The organism is Acinetobacter sp. 479375 (genome assembly GCF_000581715.1).
In the GTDB taxonomy this organism is placed as follows: domain Bacteria; phylum Pseudomonadota; class Gammaproteobacteria; order Pseudomonadales; family Moraxellaceae; genus Acinetobacter; species Acinetobacter ursingii.
On record NZ_JEZN01000006.1, the window covers coordinates 1 to 22,392 of the forward strand.

The 22,392-nt window shown below is 41.6% G+C and carries 17 protein-coding genes, 1 tRNA gene and 1 pseudogene; 15 read left to right on the top strand and 4 right to left on the bottom strand.

Annotation, left to right across the window (positions count from 1 at the left end; all coding sequences use genetic code 11):
- From J500_RS06715 to J500_RS06765, 11 genes and pseudogenes are all read left to right on the top strand, one after another.
- A pseudogene (locus J500_RS06715) lies at window positions 1–300 on the top strand (elongation factor Tu); the annotation flags it as partial.
- A gap of 59 nt (window positions 301–359) precedes the next feature.
- Window positions 360–435 (top strand) — tRNA-Trp (locus J500_RS06720).
- A 69-nt stretch (window positions 436–504) separates the two neighbouring features.
- The gene (secE, locus tag J500_RS06725; protein ID WP_004995290.1) at window positions 505–945 is read left to right on the top strand and encodes a preprotein translocase subunit SecE; all 441 of its coding nucleotides are present in this window, start codon (window positions 505–507) and stop codon (window positions 943–945) included.
- 7 nt (window positions 946–952) lie between these two features.
- On the top strand, window positions 953–1,486 hold the full coding sequence (gene nusG, locus J500_RS06730; RefSeq protein WP_004985062.1) for a transcription termination/antitermination protein NusG: 534 nt from the start codon (window positions 953–955) through the stop codon (window positions 1,484–1,486).
- A gap of 116 nt (window positions 1,487–1,602) precedes the next feature.
- Entirely contained in the window at window positions 1,603–2,031 is a 429-nt protein-coding gene (rplK, locus tag J500_RS06735; protein WP_004637639.1) for a 50S ribosomal protein L11, read from the top strand.
- A gap of 3 nt (window positions 2,032–2,034) precedes the next feature.
- Window positions 2,035–2,730 (top strand): 50S ribosomal protein L1, encoded by a 696-nt coding sequence (rplA, locus tag J500_RS06740; protein WP_004985063.1) that lies wholly within the window; start codon window positions 2,035–2,037, stop codon window positions 2,728–2,730.
- A 274-nt stretch (window positions 2,731–3,004) separates the two neighbouring features.
- A complete protein-coding gene (rplJ, locus tag J500_RS06745; protein ID WP_004985064.1) occupies window positions 3,005–3,511 on the top strand; it encodes a 50S ribosomal protein L10 in 507 nt (168 codons plus the stop codon).
- Between the two features lie 42 nt (window positions 3,512–3,553).
- Window positions 3,554–3,925: a 50S ribosomal protein L7/L12 gene (gene rplL, locus J500_RS06750; RefSeq protein WP_004985065.1), complete on the top strand. Its 372-nt coding sequence runs from the start codon at window positions 3,554–3,556 to the stop codon at window positions 3,923–3,925.
- Window positions 3,926–4,233: 308 nt separating this feature from the next.
- Window positions 4,234–8,322 (top strand): DNA-directed RNA polymerase subunit beta, encoded by a 4,089-nt coding sequence (gene rpoB, locus J500_RS06755; RefSeq protein WP_004995287.1) that lies wholly within the window; start codon window positions 4,234–4,236, stop codon window positions 8,320–8,322.
- Between the two features lie 136 nt (window positions 8,323–8,458).
- On the top strand, window positions 8,459–12,652 hold the full coding sequence (rpoC, locus tag J500_RS06760; protein ID WP_004995284.1) for a DNA-directed RNA polymerase subunit beta': 4,194 nt from the start codon (window positions 8,459–8,461) through the stop codon (window positions 12,650–12,652).
- Between the two features lie 179 nt (window positions 12,653–12,831).
- Window positions 12,832–13,188: a hypothetical protein gene (locus tag J500_RS06765; RefSeq protein ID WP_004995282.1), complete on the top strand. Its 357-nt coding sequence runs from the start codon at window positions 12,832–12,834 to the stop codon at window positions 13,186–13,188.
- A gap of 114 nt (window positions 13,189–13,302) precedes the next feature.
- Here J500_RS06765 and J500_RS06770 read toward each other — a convergent pair whose 3' ends face one another.
- Window positions 13,303–13,794, bottom strand: coding sequence for a DUF4442 domain-containing protein (locus tag J500_RS06770; protein ID WP_034698863.1), 492 nt, complete (start codon window positions 13,792–13,794; stop codon window positions 13,303–13,305).
- 120 nt (window positions 13,795–13,914) lie between these two features.
- Here J500_RS06770 and J500_RS06775 point away from each other — a divergent pair, with 120 nt between their 5' ends.
- Complete coding sequence (locus J500_RS06775) at window positions 13,915–14,793, top strand: alpha/beta fold hydrolase (protein ID WP_034698980.1); 879 nt, start codon at window positions 13,915–13,917, stop codon at window positions 14,791–14,793.
- 71 nt (window positions 14,794–14,864) lie between these two features.
- Here the strand turns inward: J500_RS06775 and J500_RS06780 are convergent, their stop codons facing one another.
- Window positions 14,865–16,226, bottom strand: a complete 1,362-nt coding sequence (locus J500_RS06780) for an amino acid permease (RefSeq protein WP_034698866.1) — start codon at window positions 16,224–16,226, stop codon at window positions 14,865–14,867.
- Between the two features lie 500 nt (window positions 16,227–16,726).
- Here J500_RS06780 and J500_RS06785 point away from each other — a divergent pair, with 500 nt between their 5' ends.
- The 3 genes from J500_RS06785 (at window position 16,727) to htpG (ending at window position 19,936) form a co-directional block, all read left to right on the top strand.
- On the top strand, window positions 16,727–17,311 hold the full coding sequence (locus J500_RS06785) for an OmpW/AlkL family protein (protein ID WP_004985082.1): 585 nt from the start codon (window positions 16,727–16,729) through the stop codon (window positions 17,309–17,311).
- 240 nt (window positions 17,312–17,551) lie between these two features.
- Entirely contained in the window at window positions 17,552–17,905 is a 354-nt protein-coding gene (locus J500_RS06790; RefSeq protein ID WP_004995275.1) for a lysozyme inhibitor LprI family protein, read from the top strand.
- A 105-nt stretch (window positions 17,906–18,010) separates the two neighbouring features.
- The gene (gene htpG / locus J500_RS06795) at window positions 18,011–19,936 is read left to right on the top strand and encodes a molecular chaperone HtpG (protein WP_004995273.1); all 1,926 of its coding nucleotides are present in this window, start codon (window positions 18,011–18,013) and stop codon (window positions 19,934–19,936) included.
- 103 nt (window positions 19,937–20,039) lie between these two features.
- Here the strand turns inward: htpG and J500_RS06800 are convergent, their stop codons facing one another.
- Both J500_RS06800 and J500_RS06805 read right to left on the bottom strand, forming a co-directional pair.
- Window positions 20,040–20,933 carry a hypothetical protein gene (locus tag J500_RS06800; protein WP_004995271.1) on the bottom strand — a complete coding sequence of 298 codons (894 nt, stop codon included), beginning with the start codon at window positions 20,931–20,933 and terminating at the stop codon, window positions 20,040–20,042.
- A gap of 133 nt (window positions 20,934–21,066) precedes the next feature.
- A complete protein-coding gene (locus tag J500_RS06805) occupies window positions 21,067–22,269 on the bottom strand; it encodes a hypothetical protein (RefSeq protein WP_004995267.1) in 1,203 nt (400 codons plus the stop codon).
- Window positions 22,270–22,392 lie beyond the last annotated feature (123 nt).

The window sequence follows — 22,392 nt, forward strand, 5'->3', positions numbered from 1 at the left end:
CCAGGTGCGATCAAGCCACACACTAAATTTGACGCAGAAGTATACGTACTTTCTAAAGAAGAAGGTGGTCGTCATACTCCATTCCTAAATGGTTACCGTCCACAGTTCTATTTCCGTACCACTGACGTAACTGGTGCAATCCAGTTGAAAGAAGGTGTAGAAATGGTTATGCCAGGTGACAACGTAGAAATGTCAGTAGAATTGATCCACCCGATCGCAATGGATCCAGGTCTACGTTTTGCGATTCGTGAAGGTGGTCGTACTGTAGGTGCTGGTGTTGTTGCGAAAGTAACTGCATAATCATCTTATACGGTTGCAATTTTTGAGCCGAGAGTCTAGACTCTCGGCTTGTGTGTCCTAGGTCAGTAGTTCAATTGGTAGAGCGTCGGTCTCCAAAACCGAATGTTGGGGGTTCGAGTCCCTCCTGGCCTGCCACGTTATGACAAGCTTGATGCTGACTTAAGTGTCATATAATAAGTCGCGAGTTCAACGACGAGTAAAAAAATGTCGAATGATAAATCGCGTGACGCATTAAGCGACGCGCCAATCCCTCAAAGAAATAATTCTGCCGAAGTTGTCACTTCTGGTTCGCCGTTGGATATTGTACTGTGGGTGATTGCACTGGTACTTTTAGTTGGTGCAGCCATGGTGAATCAATATCTACCTGCGTATTGGCCGCCTGCAAATAGTGTTTGGGTGCGTGTTGGTGTAATTATCGCTTGTATCGTTGTTGCTTTAGGTTTATTATACGCCACCCATCAGGGTAAAGGCTTTGTTCGTTTACTTAAAGATGCGCGACTTGAGTTGCGTCGAGTAACTTGGCCAACAAAACAAGAAACCGTGACCACATCTTGGCAGGTTTTGTTAGTGGTTATTATTACTGCAATTGTATTGTGGTGTTTTGACTATGGACTGGGTTGGTTAATTAAGTTAATTATCGGATAAAAGAGCTATGAAACGTTGGTACATTATTCATGCCTATTCTGGTTATGAAAAACAGGTAATGCGTTCTTTGAATGATCGTATTGCACGTAGCGCTGTTGCCGATAGCTTTGGTGAAGTCCTTGTTCCTACCGAAGAAGTGGTGGAAATGAAGGATGGTAAGAAGCGTAAATCAGAACGTAAGTTCTTTCCAGGCTATGTGTTGGTCGAAATGGAAATGAACGATGAAACTTGGCATATTGTCAAAGAATGTCCAAAAGTTCTGGGCTTTATAGGTGGAACAGCAGAAAAGCCTGCTCCGATTTCACAAAAAGAAGCTGATGCGATTCTTGCACGTGTGCGCAATACTGGTGAAGCACCTCGTCCTAAGACAATGTTTGAGCCAGGCGAAGAATTATTGGTGACTGATGGTCCGTTCACAGACTTTAAAGGAGTCGTGGAGGAAGTTCAGTACGAGAAGTCACGTTTAACGTTGACGATTAATGTATTTAACCGTCCAACTCAGGTTGAACTCGAGTTTCGTCAAGTCGAAAAAGCGAATTAATCTGAATTGGTTGGAAAGCGCCCGATCTGATCGGGCATTTGTTATTACAGCATCCTGTATGTTGTGAAGTAAATGTTGGGGAGCCTAGCGGCGTTTGTACCCAGAGGTAATCTATAATGGCTAAGAAGATTGACGGCTATATCAAGCTGCAAGTTCCAGCTGGTAAAGCAAATCCATCTCCACCAATTGGTCCTGCTTTGGGTCAACGTGGTGTTAACATCATGGCATTCTGTAAAGAATTCAATGCTGCGACACAAAAACTTGAAGTAGGTTTGCCTATTCCTGTCGTGATCACTGTGTACAATGATAAGTCGTTCACTTTTATCATGAAAACTCCACCTGCATCTATTCTTCTTAAGAAAGCTGCTGGTATTCAAAAGGGTTCTTCTGTACCAAACAAAACTAAAGTTGGTAAGTTGACTCGTGCTCAATTAGAAGAAATCGCGACTACGAAAGAACCAGATTTAACTGGTGCTGATTTAGACGCACGTGTTCGTACCATCGCTGGTTCTGCACGTTCTATGGGCTTGGAAGTGGAGCTATAAGACATGGCAAAGTTAACTAAACGTCAAAAAGCCATTGCTGCTGCTGTCGATACTAACAAAGTTTATACTTTGGAAGAAGCGGTACAAGTTCTTAACGACCTACCTGCTGCTAAATTCAAAGAGTCTTTGGATGTTGCAGTGAATCTGGGTGTAGATCCACGTAAATCTGATCAGGTTGTTCGTGGCGCGACTACTCTTCCTGCGGGTACTGGTAAAACTGTACGTGTTGCAGTATTTGCTCAGGGTGCTGCTGCTGAAGCTGCTAAAGCTGAAGGTGCTGATATCGTAGGTTTTGATGATCTTGCTGAAAGCATTCAACAAGGTAATCTTGATTTTGATGTTGTAATCGCGGCTCCAGACGCAATGCGCGTTGTAGGTAAGTTGGGTACGATTCTTGGTCCACGTGGCTTAATGCCAAACCCGAAAGTGGGTACGGTTACTCCAGATGTTGCTGGTGCAGTTAAAAATGCGAAAGCAGGTCAGGCTCGTTACCGTGTAGACAAAGCAGGTATTATCCATGCTGCGATCGGTCAAGTAGGTTTTACCGCTGAAGCGATCCGTCAAAACGTTGAAACTTTAGTTGCTGACTTGAAAAAGTTAAAACCTGCAACTTCTAAAGGTGTTTATATCAAAAAGATCACTTTGAGCTCAACAATGGGCCCTGGTTTGACTGTTGATGTAAACAACGTTTCTAACTAATTTTAGTTAAAAGATTTTTAAAGGTCTTGGTGAATAAACGTATTTGATGAATCTTTGAGGATTTAAATACGTCATCAAGCGGACTTTGAATTGGTAAATATTAATTTGCCAGCGTCAAAGACCTCAGGTGGTTGGAGTTTCGACTTTGGCCTTAATTGATTGCCTGAGTAGACGCGGTGGTGTGATTTGTTCCTCCTCCGCGTGTAAGCCGAAAGGTTTACGAATTGGGAGTGCATCTAGCTCAGATGCATAAGTCACCTTAGGAGGTTTTACAATGGCTCTTCTTATCGAAGGCAAAAAACAGATCGTCGCAGAAGTCAACGAAGTTGCTTCTAAAGCGTTCTCTGCTGTTGTTGCTGATTATCAAGGTTTAACTGTCGAAAAACTTACTCAACTTCGTGTTGAAGCGCGTAAGTTAGGTGTTACTACACGTATCGTGCGTAATACTTTGGCTAAACGTTCATTTGAAGGTACTCAATTTGATATCTTGAATGACAACCTTGTAGGCCCAACAATTCTTGGTTTTTCAACTTCTGAAGACGACATGGGTGCAGCTGCACGCTTGTTTGAAGAATTTGCAAAAACGAACAAAGCATTTGAATTAAAAGCTGCTGCATTTGACGGCAAAGTTTATCAAGGTGCTGAAGTTAGCGTTATTGCAAACCTTCCAAACCAAGAAAAAGCACTTACTATGCTTGCCTCTGTTCTTCAAGCTCCTGTTTCGAAATTGGGTCGCTTACTTACAGCACTCAAAGAGAAAAACGAGTCAGAAGCAGCTTAATCACACTTTTACCTTATTCAATATCCATTTGGAGTTATTCTCATGGCTTTAACTAACGAAGAAATCTTAAACGCAGTTGCTGAAAAAACTGTTCTTGAACTTGTTGAATTAATCTCTGCTTTTGAAGAGAAATTCAATGTATCTGCTGCTGCTGTAGCTGTTGCTGCTGCTCCAGGTGCTGGCGCTGCTGCTGCTGAAGAACAAACTGAATTCAATGTTGAATTGACTTCTTTCGGCGCGAACAAAGTTGCTGTAATTAAAGCAGTTCGTGAAGCGACTGGTCTTGGTCTTAAAGAAGCGAAAGATCTTGTTGAAGGTGCTCCACAAGTTCTTAAAGAAGGCGTTTCTAAAGAAGAAGGCGAAGAGCTTAAGAAGAAACTTGAAGAAGCTGGTGCTACAGTTACACTTAAGTAATGCATCAAGGGGTCGATTTTTTGATAATCGGCCCCATAAAATGGCTGATGGCTCTTGGGTCATCAGCCTTTTTGCGTTACAATAATCGGCTCGATTTTTGTTTGTTTGATATAAAAACGCTCGATTTAAAGAACAAATGAAATAAATTCAAACGCTTACCAATATTTTTCTGGTTTAAAAATATTGTTAAGCGTTTTAATACCACTTAAAAATTGCAGCATTTGTAAAAGTGGTGGCCATATCGGCCTGCGTCATTCCATCCAAGCTCGTTCTGCAGGCGAGCCTGGTTTACTTTCCGAGGACTCCAGATGGCATACTCATATACCGAAAAGAAACGGATCCGTAAGAATTTTGGTAAATTGCCTAGCGTCATGGACGCTCCGTACTTGCTTTCGATTCAGGTCGATTCGTACAGAACGTTTTTACAAGATGGCAAATCACCGAAAAACCGCGAAGATATCGGTCTCCAAGCCGCATTTCGTTCAGTTTTTCCTATAGAAAGTTATTCTGGCAATGCTGCTTTAGAATTTGTTGAGTATAGTCTTGGTAAACCAGAGTTTGATGTACGCGAGTGTATTCTTCGCGGATCAACTTATGCGGCACCAATGCGCGTAAAAATTCGTTTGATCATTAAAGATCGTGAAACGAAATCAATTAAAGATGTTCGCGAACAAGAAGTGTATATGGGTGAAATGCCACTCATGACTGAGAACGGAACATTTGTGATTAACGGTACTGAGCGTGTCATCGTATCTCAGTTACACCGTTCACCAGGTGTGTTCTTCGATCATGATAAAGGTAAAACTCATTCAAGCGGTAAAGTGCTGTATTCAGCACGTATTATTCCTTACCGTGGTTCATGGTTAGACTTTGAATTTGATGCCAAAGATTTGGTTTACGTGCGTATTGACCGTCGTCGTAAGCTATTGGCTACGGTTATTCTGCGTGCACTGGGTTATAACAATGAGCAAATCCTTGATTTGTTCTATGAAAAAGTTCCTGTGTATCTGGACATGGGCAGCTACCAAATTGATCTTGTGCCTGAACGTTTACGCGGTGAAATGGCGCAGTTTGATATTACTGATAATGACGGTAAAGTCATTGTAGAACAAGGCAAACGTATTAATGCGCGTCATGTTCGTCAAATGGAAGCGTCTGGTCTAAGCAAGCTTTCAGTGCCTGATGAGTATCTATATGAGCGTATCACTGCTGAAGATATTACACTAAAAGATGGTGATATCATTCCTGCCAACACTTTGCTCAGCCATGAAGTGATGGTCAAGCTAGCTGAAGGCGGCGTAAAGCAGTTCAATATCCTGTATACCAATGATATCGATCATGGTCCGTTTATTGCGGATACTTTACGTGCTGATACCACATCAGGCCGTGAAGAAGCACTGGTTGAAATCTACAAGGTAATGCGTCCAGGTGAGCCACCAACGAAAGAAGCGGCTGAAAACTTGTTTAATAACTTGTTCTTCTCTTCTGAACGTTATGATTTGTCACCTGTCGGTCGTATGAAGTTTAACCGTCGTTTGGGTCGTCCTTACGAAGTCGGTACAGATCAAAAATCACGTGAAGTTGAAGGTATTCTCTCTAATGAGGATATCACTGATGTACTACGTACATTGGTTGAGATTCGTAACGGTAAAGGTGAAGTTGACGATATCGATCACTTGGGTAACCGTCGTGTCCGTTCAGTTGGTGAAATGACAGAGAACCAGTTCCGTGTGGGTCTGGTGCGTGTTGAACGTGCGGTGAAAGAGCGTTTAAGCCAAGCTGAAACCGATAACTTGTCTCCACAAGACTTGATCAATGCGAAACCTGTTGCTGCCGCGATCAAAGAATTCTTTGGTTCAAGCCAATTGTCTCAGTTTATGGATCAAAACAATCCATTGTCTGAAATTACACACAAACGTCGTGTATCAGCGCTTGGGCCAGGTGGTTTGACACGTGAACGTGCAGGCTTTGAGGTACGTGACGTACATCAAACTCACTATGGTCGTGTTTGTCCGATTGAAACGCCTGAAGGTCCAAACATTGGTTTGATCAACTCGCTATCTGTTTATGCAAAAGCCAACGATTTCGGTTTCTTGGAAACGCCTTATCGTAAGGTAGTCGATGGTCGTGTAACGGACGATGTTGAATATCTTTCTGCGATTGAAGAAGTGGGGACTGTGATTGCACAGGCCGACTCTGGTGTTGATGCAGAGGGTAACCTCGTTGAAGAAATGGTTTCAGTCCGTCATCAGGGCGAATTTGTACGTATGCCTCCTGAAAAAGTGACGCATATGGATGTTTCTGCGCAGCAAGTTGTTTCTGTAGCAGCATCATTGATTCCATTCCTTGAACACGATGATGCGAACCGTGCCTTAATGGGTTCGAACATGCAACGTCAGGCAGTGCCAACTTTACTTGCGGATAAACCGCTTGTGGGTACGGGTATGGAAGCGACCGTTGCACGTGACTCAGGCGTCTGTGTAATTGCAAAACGTGGTGGTGTGATTGAGTTTGTTGATGCATCACGTGTGGTCATTCGTGTTCATGAAAATGAAATGATCGCGGGTGAAGCAGGTGTTGATATTTATAACCTGATCAAATACACCCGTTCTAACCAAAACACTTGTATTAACCAGAAAGTTCTTGTGAATCTGGGCGATAAAGTTGGTCGTGGTGATGTATTGGCTGATGGTCCTTCTACCGATGGTGGTGAGTTGGCATTGGGTCAAAACATGCGCGTCGCGTTCATGACATGGAATGGTTATAACTACGAAGACTCAATCTTGTTATCTGAGCGAGTTTTGCAGGAAGATCGTTTAACTTCGATTCACATTCAGGAATTATCATGTGTTGCACGTGATACCAAGTTAGGTGCAGAAGAAATTACTGCCGATATTCCGAATGTAGGTGAAGCTGCTCTATCCAAGCTAGATGAATCTGGTATTGTGTATATCGGTGCAGAAGTTACTGCAGGTGATATTCTTGTGGGTAAAGTAACACCTAAAGGTGAAACTCAACTTACTCCAGAAGAAAAATTGCTTCGTGCAATCTTCGGTGAAAAAGCCGCTGACGTGAAAGATTCATCTTTACGAGTTCCGTCTGGTACGAAAGGTACGGTGATCGATGTACAAGTCTTCACACGCGATGGTCTTGAGAAAGATGATCGTGCACTTGCGATTGAAAAAGCGCAATTGGATTCGTACCGTAAAGATTTGAAAGAAGAATACAAAATCTTTGAAGAAGCAGCACGTGAACGTATTGTGCGCTTATTAAAAGGTCAGGATTCTAACGGTGGTGGCACGACTAAACGTGGTGACAAACTGACTGAAGATTTATTGTCTGGTCTTGAGCTGGTCGATTTACTTGAAATTCAACCAAGTGATGAAGGCATCGCTGAGCGTTTAAGTCAAATTCAAGTATTCTTGAAAGAGAAGAGTGCTGAAATTGATGAGAAATTTGCAGAGAAAAAACGCAAATTAGCGACGGGTGATGAGTTAACGACGGGTGTCTTGAAAGTCGTTAAAGTCTACCTTGCAGTTAAACGTCGTATCCAGCCAGGTGATAAAATGGCGGGTCGTCACGGGAACAAAGGTGTTGTTTCTAACATCTTGCCTGTAGAAGACATGCCACATGATGCCAATGGTGTACCTGTCGATATCGTCTTGAACCCATTAGGTGTACCATCGCGTATGAACGTGGGTCAGATTCTGGAGACACATCTAGGATTGGCAGCCAAAGGTCTGGGTGAACAAATCGATAAGATGTTGCAACAACAGCGTACCATTGCCGAACTTCGTATCTTCCTTGATAAGATTTACAACAAGGTCGGTGGTGAGCAAGAAGATCTAAACAGTCTGACTGATGATGAAGTCTTGGTATTGGCTGGCAACTTGCGTAAAGGTGTACCACTAGCAACTCCTGTATTTGATGGTGCTGAAGAAAGTCAAATTAAAGAGTTACTTGAGTTGGCTGAATTGCCACGTACTGGTCAACAGATTTTGTTTGATGGACGTACAGGTGAACAGTTTGACCGTCCTGTAACCGTAGGTTATATGTACATGTTGAAACTGAACCACTTGGTGGATGACAAGATGCATGCGCGTTCAACAGGTTCATATTCTCTGGTAACGCAACAACCATTGGGTGGTAAAGCTCAATTCGGTGGTCAGCGTTTCGGTGAGATGGAAGTCTGGGCACTGGAAGCTTATGGCGCAGCATATACCCTTCAGGAAATGCTCACTGTGAAGTCGGATGACGTTGAAGGTCGTACACGCATCTATAAGAACATTGTAGATGGTAACCATTATATGGATCCGGGTATGCCTGAATCATTCAACGTATTGACCAAAGAGATCCGTTCTTTAGGTATCAACATTGAACTGAAAAATGGTGACTAAATCCCCCTCGATTCCCCTTTGTTAAAGGGGGCCCCTCTTTTCAAAGAGGGGTTAGAGGAGATTTTCAAATTTCAGTAAAAACAATATTTGTGACCCAGTCGGATGAGCCTAGCTCTCTGACACACGGAGAAAAAAATTGAAAGACTTGCTCGATATCATGCGTAAGAAAACGGATTCTGACGGTCATGCACCCGTTGAATTCGACCGTATCCGTATTGGTCTTGCGTCACCAGAAATGATTAAGTCATGGTCTCACGGTGAAGTGAAAAAGCCTGAGACAATCAACTACCGTACGTTTAAACCAGAACGTGATGGTTTGTTCTGTGCCAAAATCTTTGGTCCAGTCAAAGATTACGAATGCTTGTGTGGTAAATACAAGCGTATGAAATACAAAGGCGTCATTTGTGAAAAATGTGGCGTTGAAGTCACCACTGCAAAAGTTCGTCGTGAACGTATGGGTCACATCGAGCTTGCTTCGCCAGTGGCGCACATCTGGTTCTTGAAATCATTACCAAGCCGTATTGGTTTATTACTAGATATGACACTTCGTGATATCGAACGTGTGTTGTATTTCGAATCTTATGTCGTGACTGATCCTGGTATGACTCCATTCGAGAAATACCAGTTGCTTAGCGATGAAGAATATTACAACGCCCTTGAAGAACACGGTGATGAATTTACTGCGAAAATGGGTGCGGAAGCGGTTCAGGATTTGTTGAAAGACATCGATCTTGAAGCTGAAATCGCGCGTCTTCGTGAAGAAATTCCACAAACAACCTCAGAGACGAAACTGAAAAAAGCGTCTAAGCGTCTGAAGTTGATGGAAGCGTTTAAAGAGTCAAACAACAAGCCAGAATGGATGGTGATGAATGTACTGCCAGTACTTCCACCAGACTTGCGTCCACTTGTACCACTTGAAGGTGGTCGTTTTGCGACGTCTGACTTGAACGATCTTTACCGTCGTGTAATTAACCGTAACAACCGTTTGAAGCGTCTGCTTGACCTTGCAGCACCAGATATCATCGTACGTAACGAAAAACGTATGTTACAAGAATCTGTTGATGCCTTGTTAGATAATGGTCGTCGTGGCCGTGCGATCACAGGTTCAAACAAACGCCCATTGAAATCTTTGGCAGATATGATCAAAGGTAAACAAGGTCGTTTCCGTCAGAACTTGTTGGGTAAACGTGTTGACTATTCTGGTCGTTCGGTCATTACCGTTGGTCCTACTTTACGCTTGCATCAATGTGGTCTTCCGAAGAAGATGGCACTTGAACTATTCAAGCCATTTATTTTCGCAAAATTGCAGGCATCTGGTCAGGCAACCACCATTAAAGCTGCCAAGAAAATGGTTGAGCGCGAGACTCCTGAAGTTTGGGACGTTCTAGCGAATGTGATTCGTCAACATCCAGTGATGTTGAACCGTGCACCGACACTTCACCGTTTAGGTCTACAAGCCTTTGAACCGATTTTGATCGAAGGTAAAGCGATTCGTTTGCATCCATTGGTTTGTACTGCATTTAACGCCGACTTTGACGGTGACCAAATGGCAGTACACGTTCCATTGACCTTGGAAGCACAGCTTGAAGCACGTGCTTTGATGATGTCGACCAACAACATCTTGTCACCAGCCAATGGTGAGCCGATTATTGTTCCGTCTCAGGACGTCGTCTTGGGTCTTTACTACATCACGCGTGATGCAGTCAATGCCAAAGGCGAAGGCATGGTCTTTGCTGATACGCACGAAGTAAACCGTGCTCTGGCCACCAATAAAGTTGCGATCCATGCACGTGTAAAAGTGCGTGTGCATCAGACTGTAATTGATGAAAATGGTCAGCGTGAAAAGCAAACCATTATTGTGGATACCACACCGGGTCGTTGCTTACTTTGGGAAATCGTTCCAGAAGGCTTAAGCTTTGACATGATCAACCTTGAGATGACCAAGAAAAACATCTCAAAACTGATCAACTCTTGCTACCGTAAATTAGGTCTAAAAGACACCGTCATCTTTGCTGACCAATTGATGTATTTGGGCTTCCGTCAAGCGACTCGCTCAGGTGTATCGGTGGGTATGGAAGACATGGTGATTCCGCCACAAAAGCAAGTCATTATTGACAAAGCAGAAACTGAAGTTCGTGAAATTGAGCAACAGTTTGAACAAGGCTTTGTGACTGCGGGTGAGCGTTATAACAAAGTGGTCGATATTTGGGCGCGTACTAACGATCAAGTCGCTAAAGCGATGATGGATAACTTGTCATTTACCAATGTGAAGAACAAACAGGGTGAAGACGAGAAACAAAAATCGTTCAACAGCATCTACATGATGTCTGACTCTGGTGCACGTGGTAGTGCGGCTCAGATTCGTCAGTTGGCGGGTATGCGTGGTTTGATGGCAAAACCAGATGGTTCGATCATCGAAACGCCAATTAAAGCGAACTTCCGTGAAGGTCTAACGGTTCTTCAGTACTTTATTTCAACGCACGGTGCGCGTAAAGGTTTGGCCGATACAGCATTGAAAACTGCGAACTCAGGTTACTTGACTCGTCGTTTGGTTGACGTAGCACAAGACTTGGTGATTACTGAGCCAGACTGCGGTACTGCGGGCGGTTTAGTCATGACTCCATTCATTCAGGGTGGGGATGTGATTGAGCCATTACGTGATCGCGTATTGGGTCGTGTAACAGCAGAAGATGTACGTCGTGCATCGGACAATGAAGTGGTATTGCCACGTGGCACTTTGATTGACGAGAAAATTGCAGCTCAGCTTGAAGAAGCGGGTGTCGATGAAGTGAAAGTTCGTTCAGTCATCGCATGTGAATCGTCATTTGGTGTTTGTGCGAAATGTTATGGTCGTGATTTGGCTCGTGGTCATCAGGTTAACCCAGGTGAGTCTGTTGGTGTTATGGCAGCTCAATCGATTGGTGAACCAGGTACACAGTTAACGATGCGTACCTTCCACGTGGGTGGTGCTGCAAGCCGAACTTCTGCTGCGAACAGTGTACAAGTGCGTAACAAAGGTACTGTACGTTTCCATAATGTGAAAACGGTACAACACGCCAAAGGTCACTTGGTTTCTGTTTCGCGTTCAGGCGAAATTGGTATTGCCGATGAGTTAGGTCGTGAGCGTGAGCGTTATAAACTGCCTTATGGTGCAAGCATTCTGTTGAAAGACGGTGAGTTTGTTGAAGCAGGCGGTATTGTCGCAACTTGGGATCCGCATACACATCCACTTGTAACAGAAGTGGCAGGGAAAGCGCGATTCAGTCAAATTGCGGATGGTGTCACTGCAACGTCTAAAACTGATGATGCGACGGGTATGACTACGGTTGAAATCTTGCCTGTGACAGCACGTCCTGCGTCTGGTAAAGATTTACGTCCTGCAATCGTCTTGGATACAACTGATGGCGGCGAGCAGTTCTACTTCTTGCCACAAAATACCATCGTAACCGTACGTGATGGTGAAACCATTGGTGTGGGTGATGTTATTGGTCGTGTACCGCAAGAAACTTCACGTACTCGTGATATTACCGGTGGTCTACCGCGTGTTGCTGACTTGTTCGAAGCACGTAAGCCAAAAGAGCATGCGATCTTGGCAGAAATATCAGGTATCGTGAGCTTTGGTAAAGAGACCAAAGGTAAAAACCGTTTAGTGATCACGCCTGATGATGGTTCTGAAATCTACGAAGAATTGATTCCGAAATGGCGTCAAATCAACGTGTTCGAAGGCGAGCATGTGAACCGTGGTGAAACCATTTCTGATGGTCCACAAAATCCACATGACATCTTGCGTTTGAAAGGTGAAGTGGCATTGACCAACTACATCGTGAACGAAGTTCAGGACGTTTATCGTCTACAAGGTGTAAAAATCAACGATAAGCACATTGAAGTCATCGTACGTCAAATGTTGCGTAAAGTTGATATCACTGATGGTGGTGATACCAGCTTCATCAAAGGTGAGCAAGTGGACTACATCCGTGTCGTTCAAGAAAACCAAGCAGTCTTGGCTCAGAACAAGTTCCCTGCGAAGTTTGAACGTCAATTGATGGGGATTACCAAAGCATCGCTTTCGACTGACTCATTCATCTCTGCTGCATCGTTCCAGGAAACCACTCGTGTGTTAACTGAAGCGGCTGTAACAGGTAAAGAAGATGATTTACGTGGCTTGAAAGAAAACGTAGTTGTGGGTCGTTTGATCCCAGCAGGTACGGGTCTAGCGTATCATCTCGAACGTCGTCGTCAGGAAGCTGAAGCGGCTGAGTATGAATTGCACAACGACTTTAGTGATGTTGATCAAGCTTTCAGTCAGGCATTAAACTCTGATCAATTTTAAAGATTGATTGAAAAAGAAAGGCACCTACGGGTGTCTTTTTTTATGCAAAAAAATAGATGAATTTGTCCAATTTTTTTGATTACAAAATCACTGCATGGATGGGGCATTTTGTTACATGATCTTATTAAAAAATTCTCCAAAAATGCTTATTCTGATAGGTATTAAACGAGGAGCTAAGCATGAAAAAAACAATGAGTTTAATGGCGATCGCTGTCATGTCGACCGCAATTCTCGCTGGTTGTCAGGATATGAGTCCATCGAATCAACGTATTGGCGCTGCTGCTTTAGGTGGTGCTGTTGGTGGTGGCGTGGGTAACCATGTGGGTGGTGGCGTTGGTGCTGCTGCTGGCGGTGCTTTAGGTGGTGGCGTAGGTGCTAATGCCAAAGGTGGTAATAGTAGCTCAACAACCAGTAGTGCCGTTGGAGCGGGTATTGGATCTGTCGTCGGCAAGGCGATATTTGGTGGCGATGGTGGTGCTGCGATTGGTGGAGCCATTGGTGGCGGTGCGGGTGCGGCCATTCAAGAGAAAAAATAATGTTTTATCGATGACAAAAAAGACAGCACGAAGCTGTCTTTTTTGATAGGAATTTAGACAAATATAGAATCTTTGATTTTATCAAAACTCTTTAAATTTCAAATAAAAATAAGATCAATGATACTTTTCAAATGGTTTTGGCTTTTTACGACGAATATAAAGTGTTTTTTGAATCTCTGCGATTCTGACACCAGATTCATCAAAAAGATTAACGGTATAGTTTCTTAGCACTGGTGCATAATTTTCTGCTAGTTCACGGATATGCTCAAGTTCCATCGCATCTAGGCGAATATCTGCATACACGGTACTTCGTCCAGGTGATAAAAAGTTGATATTGGCAGACTTATCCCAAACGATATATTTTGAGCCCAGATGATGCATGAGGATCAACATATAAAAAGGATCCACCATCGAGTATAAGCTCCCCCCAAAATGAGTCCCGACAATATTTTGGTTTTTTCGGGTGAGGGGCATTTTGACTCGGATGTAATAATTTTTCAGATCAATTTTGTCAATGCTAATCCCCGCACCACGATAAGGTGAATAGCGATTAATAATAAACTTTGAGACAGCGGGTATGGTTTGAAGTTGCTTTAAAATATTCATGAGGGTCAATTGATTTTCTATAGGCTATCTTCATACTAAATAACTAACATCATTCTGGCATTGATAGCAATGCCTAATCCGATTAAAGAAATGGTCAATCAAAAACAAAAAGGAAATGGCATGCATCCTCAGATTCACACTGTCCAAACTTCCGATCAGCAGACCTTATGTGCTAAAACATGGGGCGATCAGCAAAAACCAGCCTTGGTACTGGTTCATGGTTATCCTGATAATCAGGAAGTCTGGGAGCCGATTATTCATGAGCTGATCGATGATTTTTATATAATCACCTATGATGTTCGTGGCGCTGGTCAATCCAGCATTCCTAAGCATATTCGGGATTATCGGCTTGAACGCCTTTCTCTGGATCTGGAAGCAGTTGTCAATCAATTGTTGTTAGATCGACCATTTCATTTGGCTGCGCATGATTGGGGGTCGATCCAAAGCTGGGAATCGGTGACTGAACCTAAGTTTAAAGATCGTATTTTGTCTTATACCACGATTTCAGGCCCTTGTTTGGACCATGCTGCTTGGTTGCTACGTGATGAAGTTAAAACTCATCCAGCCAATTTTTTGAAGAAATTATCAAAATCATGGTATATCGGCGCATTTCATCTGCCCTTCATTGCACCTACCGTCTGGCATTATTTCACTCCCGAAAAATGGGGAAAAATCTTAAATGGTTTGGAAAGGAAGCAAGATTTACCATTGAATTTTCATATTGCGAGTGATGGAAAATATGGGGTTAATCTTTATCGAGCGAATTTTATTCCAAGTTTGACTCGACCACGTCAGCGCTATGCACAATGCCCAGTTCAGGCTGTGGTACTCATGCGTGATGCTTTTGTCAGCCCTGATTATATTTTAAAAGGAATGCCAAAATGGGTGGAGCAATTTGAATATGTTGAACTGGATGCCAATCATTGGGCAATGTTGAGTGAACCACAAAAAATGGCAGACTATATTCGTCAGTTTGCTTGGTCTCAACAGTCAGTTTAATTCAATGGTCGCAATAAAAAACCACCTTTAGATTGCCATGAAAGGTGGTTTTTTATACCAGTTAACATTGATTAGATTTTTGGTTTGACCCAAATCTTGTAAGCAACAGCTAATAAAAGTAACCAGAAAATGCCGACATACAGGGCAGGGCGCGTATCAGGGAAATAGCCAATCACCGCAATCACAAAGATCATAAATGCGGTAGCAAGTGCAGGTGCTACAGGCCAACCAATCATCGGGAAATCAAGCTTTTTAATTTCATCACTCGATAATTTTCTGCGCATGCCAAAATGCGATAATAAAATCATCAGCCAAACATAGACCGTCGCAAAAGTCGCGATCGAAGCAATAATTTCAAATACATTTTTAGGAATTAGGTAATTTAGAACCACGCCAATTAACAATACGCCAGCCATGACCACCACGGTCATCCACGGCACACCGAATTTAGACGTTTTACGGAACACTTCAGGTGCTTGTCCTTTGAGTGCCATACCGTACATCATACGACCTGCGCCAAATACATCACTATTAATCGCTGAAATAGCTGCTGTAATTACCACGACATTCAATACGGCAGCGGCAGATTTAATGCCTAAACTCTCAAAAATTTGTACAAATGGACTGCCTTGAGTCCCGATCTGATTCCATGGAAAAATCGACATTAAGACAAAAATAGTCAAAACATAGAACAGGATAATTCGGATCGGAACAGCATTAATGGCACGTGGAATGGCCGTTTTCGGATTTTCTGTTTCACCTGCGGTAATGCCGATGATTTCAATTCCACCAAAAGCGAACACGACCACTGAGAAACAGGCGATGACACCCATTACTCCATTTGGCATAAAGCCGCCATGTTCCCATAGATTAGAAATACCAGGATTAAAGCTAGTATTGGGAACATGCAAACCATAAAACATAATGCCAAAGCCACCACAGATCATGGCAACAATGGCGCTCACTTTAATAATCGATAGCCAGAATTCAAGCTCACCGTAAAATTTGACATGAATCAGATTAATTGCACCCAAAAAGAAGATGAGCGATAAAATCCATGTCCAGCGTGGCACATCAGGAAACCAAAATCCCATATAGATGCCAAAAGCGGTGACATCTGCTATGGCAACAATCACCATCTCAAAAACATAGGTCCAACCTGTGGTGAAACCAGCCAAAGGGCTCACATAATCGGAGGCATAACGACTAAATGAGTCTGAAACTGGGTTGTGTACGGCCATTTCGCCAAGCGCGCGCATCACGATATAAATGGCAATACCCGCGATGACATAGGCCATCAAGACTGCGGGACCTGCGAGTTTAATAGCAGAAGCAGATCCATAGAACAGACCTGTACCAATGGCAGAGCCTAAAGCTAAAAAACGGATGTGGCGTGTATTGAGTCCACGCTTTAAAGAAGAATTCTGTGACATCGATTACTCCAATTCTTGCGCGTATTGTATCGGAGCTACATTCAATGTTCACTTTATTTATATAAAAAATGAAAAATTTGGGCTGGACAAGACATTGATCGAAATAAACTTACAAATTTATTTAAATTAATTAAATTAACAAAATGAAAGATTAAAAATAAATATAAGCTTGTGATTAAATATTTTAAAATAATAGACTTCTTTGATCATTATTTAGTTTTTTATTTTTCTCCCGTAGGTGGGGATAAAAAGATTTTATGAAAATAGTCTAATAATCACAAAACCTTATTATTTTGGTTGGTTTTAAAGTATATTAATTTAATTGGATTTATTTGTGTTTAATTTGGCATTTTAAAAACATACTAAAATACTCTGATTAAAATAAATAAATAAGAATATCATTGTGTTATAAATGATGTTTAAAATGTGTTTATAATCTGTATTGCGTTTAATATATATATAATATTATGATGTTATCAAGATATTAAGAGGTAATAAAAATGTTGAAACAAGCTGCTGTTATTGCATTATTAGGTTTGTCTTCTTCTGTTTTTGCAGGTGATTGGCAGGTTAAAGTCGGGGCAAGTTATATTGCGCCAACCAGTGATACTCAAACTGCATTAGGCAAAGTTGAAGCGGATGATGAGTTTGCTTTTACACCATCTGTTGAATATTTCTTTGGTGACTCACCATTCTCTGCTGAATTACTTCTTGCAACACCGATTAACCATGACGTGTTATTGGATGGTAATAAGGTTGCAAGAGTAAAACATTTACCACCAACCATCACAGCAAAATATAACTTTAAAAACGCGACACGCTTTACACCATATATTGGTGTAGGTGCAACTGCTTTCATTCCATGGGATGAGTCAGGTGTAGCAGATAAAGTCAAAAATGATTACGGTTTCGCGGGACAAGTTGGCTTCACTTTCCAACCTGCTGATGCAAAAAATTGGGGTGTTTACTTCGATGTGCGTTATGCAGATTTGAGCCCAGAAGTTCGTTTAGTCGACAACTTAGGTACGTTTGATTTAGATATCGACCCAGTGATTTATACACTAGGTTATAGCTATAGATTCTAAGGAAGATATAGCCTTTTAAAACTCCCTCGTGGGGAAGGGAGTTTTTAACTGATAATGCACTTAATAATAATGATATAGAGAACAACAATAATATGATCATCGGCATGATAAGCCTGACAGGAAACTGTGAGGCTTTTTTTATGGTTGTGACTGATGTTGTACAGAAAATGGCAAAAATTTACTTATTCAAATGAACATAATTGTTAAAGTTAAAATAATAAATCCAACAAGAGCGTTTCAATGAAAAAATTACGAATAGTTCTGCTCAGTAGTTTATTTTGTATAAATGGTTTAAGTCTCGCCCATGCTGCAAGTTTCTCCTGCGATAAAGCCAAAACCAGTACAGAAAAAACCATTTGTCAAAACCGCAGTTTAAATGATGCCGATGTAAAAATGGCAACAACTTATAATATTGTTGTTCACGCCTTGCCAATGGGCGGTCGTGATGCCGAAAAAAGCGCCCAATACCAATGGCTCAAGCAACGTGATAGCTGTCGCGCCAACGTGAATTGTATTGCGCAGCGTTATAGTGAACGCCAAAAGCATCTGGATGATATTGTGCAAAATCGTATTCTAACGCAAGGGCCATTTTAAACCAGATAAAATTCTTAGCTTTTGCTATTGAAAAAAGCATGACTCACTCCAATACATACAGCATCAAAGAATATGCAACAACACATTGTATTTTAGGAGTGAGTGATGAGCGAGCAAAAAACTTCACAGAACTATAGCTTTCAGGCAGAAGTTGCCCAACTTTTACATTTAGTGACCCATTCACTATATTCCAATCCAGAAATTTTTCTGCGTGAATTGATTTCAAATGCTTCCGATGCTTGCGATAAATTACGCTTTGAAGGGATTAACCATCCAGAATATTATGAAAATGATCCAGATTTACATGTACGCGTTAGTCTGGATAAAGAGCATAAAACCATTACCATTTCTGACAATGGGATTGGTTTAAATCAGCAGGAAGCGATTGATAACCTCGGAACTATTGCCAAATCAGGCACCAAAGATTTTATGTCTAAATTAACGGGTGATCAAAAATCTGATGCGCAGTTAATTGGTCAGTTTGGTGTTGGTTTTTATTCAGGATTTATTGTTGCGGATAAAATCACGGTTGAATCGCGTCGTGCAGGTTTACCTGCGGAGGAAGGTGTACGCTGGATCAGTGGTGGTACGGGTGAATTTGAAGTTGAACAAATCAATAAGGCTTCACGTGGTACAGACATCATTTTACATTTACGTGACGATGCACTGGATTATTTAGAAAGTCATAAAGTTAAACAAATTATCAATAAATATTCCGATCACATTAGCCTGCCAATCCAGATGCAAAAAGAAGTCTGGCAAGAAGATGAAGTGGTAGAAGGTGAAGAACCCTCAACCCACGGCAAGATGGTGAAAACTGAGGAATGGGAAACCATCAACTCGGCTAGCGCACTTTGGACGCGTAATAAAAATGAGATTTCTGAAGAACAATATATCGAGTTTTATAAGAATCTGAGCCATGATTTTGATGCACCACTTGCATGGGCGCATAATCGTGTTGAAGGTAGTACCGAATATACTCAGCTTCTTTATATTCCTGCTAAAGCACCGCATGACATTTTTACTCGTGAAGCCAAAGCGGGGATCAAACTGTATGTGAAACGTGTCTTTATTATGGATGATGCGGATAATTTGATTCCAAATTATTTACGCTTTGTGCAAGGTGTGGTGGACAGTGCCGATTTGCCATTGAATGTAAGCCGTGAACTATTACAAGAAAGCCGTGATGTCAAAACCATTCGTGAAGGCAATGCGCGTCGTGTGCTGACCTTACTTGATGGTCTGGCAAAATCTGAAGATGAAAGCGATCAGCAAAAATTCAAAACCTTCTATACCGAATTTGGCGCGGTGCTGAAAGAAGGTTTGGGTGAAGACTTTAATAACCGTGAACGTATTCTAAAATTACTACGCTATGCGACTTCAACTCATGACGAGGTCAGTACATCTTTGGCTGACTATAAAGCGCGCATGAAAGAAGGGCAAAAAGCCATTTACTATGTAACCGCAGATAGTTTAAATGCTGCTAAAAACTCACCACAACTGGAGTTGTTCAAGAAAAAAGGCATTGAAGTTTTACTCATGTCTGAACGTGTCGATGAATGGGCAATGAATTTTGTGCATGAGTTTGATGGCACAGCATTGCAAAATGTGTCTAAAGGTGCAGTTGATCTAGGTGATTTGCAAGATGCAGAAGAGAAAAAAGCCTTAGAAGAAGCGGCTGAACAGTTTAAACCTGTGGTCGAAAAACTTGGTGAATCACTGAAAGACAAAACCAAAGAAGTTCGTGTCACCACGCGTTTAGTCGATTCGCCTGCTTGTTTGGTAACCTCAGAAGGCGAATTATCGCCGCAACTGATTCGTATGCTCAAGCAGGCAGGTCAGGAAGTACCTGAAATCAAGCCAACGCTTGAGATTAACCCAGAGCATCCATTGGTAAAAAAACTGGAAGGTTCAGCGCATTTTGATGATCTGGCCAATGTGATTTTTGATCAGGCGGTCATTGCGGAAGGCGGTTTACCAGAAGATCCAGCGGCGTATGTGAAACGAATTAACCGTTTATTACTCAAATAAATCCACGATAAACAAAGCCCTGACTTCGGTCGGGGTTTTTTATGCCATGATGATTGTGAGTAACCTTAGACTTATCCACAGTATTGTTGCTTTTCTAGGCAGATTAAAAATTTGCTTCGAGCTGAAGTGTGGTGCTAAACACGTGTTGCAGTTGTTTGTCGGTCGTTGTAAGGTCATGATAATAAGAAATTTGGTTATCAATAAAAATCCAGTCACGCCATAATGGTCGTCGCCATGAAAGATACGGCCCCCATAGTTGTAATTCCCAATCCTTTTTTTCTTGATCGTAGACACCACTACTGTAAATTCCATAAATCAAACGATGATTTTTTAAAAATTGATACTGTTGAAAGGTTCGATTGGCCCAATAATATTCTTCATCCTGACTTTTATTCAGGCTAAATTGATTGGAAAAAAGAGTATTATCTTGTAATTTTTGATTCAGATTGAAGGTCGTTTCAGAATAATTTTTACTACTCGAACCATAACGAAATAATTGTTGAGTATCGATACTGATATCATGCCTTAACACCCATTGTTTCTTTGCTAAAAACTGGACATACACATCACTGTCTGAATTTGAACCCAGATTAATATCGTTAGAAAAAGGCAGCAAGCTGGTGATGGTACTGATACTGGCACTAATGGGATCAGGATTAGTTACTTTATTTTTTTTACTTTTAGTTTTATGCGTTTTTCCAAATTTTTTAACAGCTTGGGGGTGTTGCTGCAAAGTCCTTGCCCATAAAGAATCGTTATCAAAAACAGCCAATAATTCCTGACTCAGTTGTTCGTTGGAAAGAATGCTTTCTTGTTCTGAATTTACCTGTGCTTCTGTACATGTTAATTTTGATAAGTGTTGCCGATTTAGATGCACTGTATAAGACTGAAAAGAATAGGGTTTAAAAGTAGAATGGCCTAATACCCATACCGCATAAATACTACATAGGCTTAAAATGATCACAAGCTGAAAATGAACGATAAGGTATCGCTTCATGAAAAAAATAATAAGAATAATGAATGTGGAACAGAATATAAAACCAATCTTAATTTTTTATTTAAGTTTCGATGCGCTTGGTCAAGCGCTTGCCAAAATACCACATGGCAAGCGCAAAAAGATGGTTTCTTATTTAAAATAAAGCCTCTAACCGGACAAAAGTACTCACATAGTGGCTGCGGTTTTCACGATGATCATTAAAATAATTGAGATCGCCTTGTACATAAAACCATTCACGCCAGAGTTGTTGACGCCAAGACATGAACGGCCCCCAACTATTTAAACGTAAGTCGCTATTATTGTAATATCCGCCTGTATACAAGCCGTAATTAAAACGATTATTGGCAAAGAACTGATGCTGTCTAAATAAACGGTTATCCCACCACAGATCATCATCCTGATCATCAGCATAAGTTAGGCTGAATTGGTTAGAGAGAAAAGCCTCATTGGGACGCGCATGTGTCAGTTCCAGATTGGTTCTTAAATAGTTTTTACTATCGATGCCATAACGATAAATTTGTTCCGCGTAAAACGAAAAATCGTTGCGTAGCGGCCACGCGCGTTTGGCTTTTAAGCGGACATAAATGTCATCCCCAGAACGAATCCCTAGATCGGCATCAGTTTCAAACGGTAATTTTTTTGAGAAATCAGACCATCGTAGTGCCAATGAACCATTATTGTCACGGGTTTGACGAGAATCTAAGCGTTTTTTATCCCCGTTTGGATCGATATTGGTATTGGCGACATTATTATCAAACTCATCATCGAGTGAGTCATCACCAAACACGACGCTAAAACGCCGTTCGAGTGTTGGAAGTTTAATTTTTCCTCGAATACGTGGCTTAATCTCATAGCCATTATATTTATCCCAATAATTATCTAGCATGATCCTCAAGGTGGCATCGGCTGGTTTTTTTGGATCTACATCACCAAACCAATGATCGATTTTGCCAGAGGTACGGTCTGCCCAACGGCTAATATCATGCTGCTTACGATCAAACCACGTTAGATCTTGAGTTTCAGATACAGGAGGAACATTGGGCGTATCTGACTCAGGAGGTAAAATGGTCGGTGTTGAATCAATCCATGCAGGAATTAAATCTAATAGATTTTTATCTTGTGATTGATTTAATTGATGTAATTTGACTGCATAGGCGACAGAGGTTCGTGGCGTATTGGGATCATTTGGTAAAACCAAGGGCTGATCTTGCTCGGAAGATTGATCGAAACTCACATCTTTTGTTTCTGTATTGGCGGAAAGCGAAGTTATTCCCCCCAAACACACTAAGAAATATAAAACGCGAGAACCCAAGTTAAAATAATTAGCTTTCATCATAATGGCTGTACATTGTTTATTATCTCATTTATGTGATAACTCTTGTTGATTTACGTCATAAAATCAAGTCCTAGCAACAAAACTAAGTAATTTTAAGAAGATACGTTATTTTTTTGTATATAA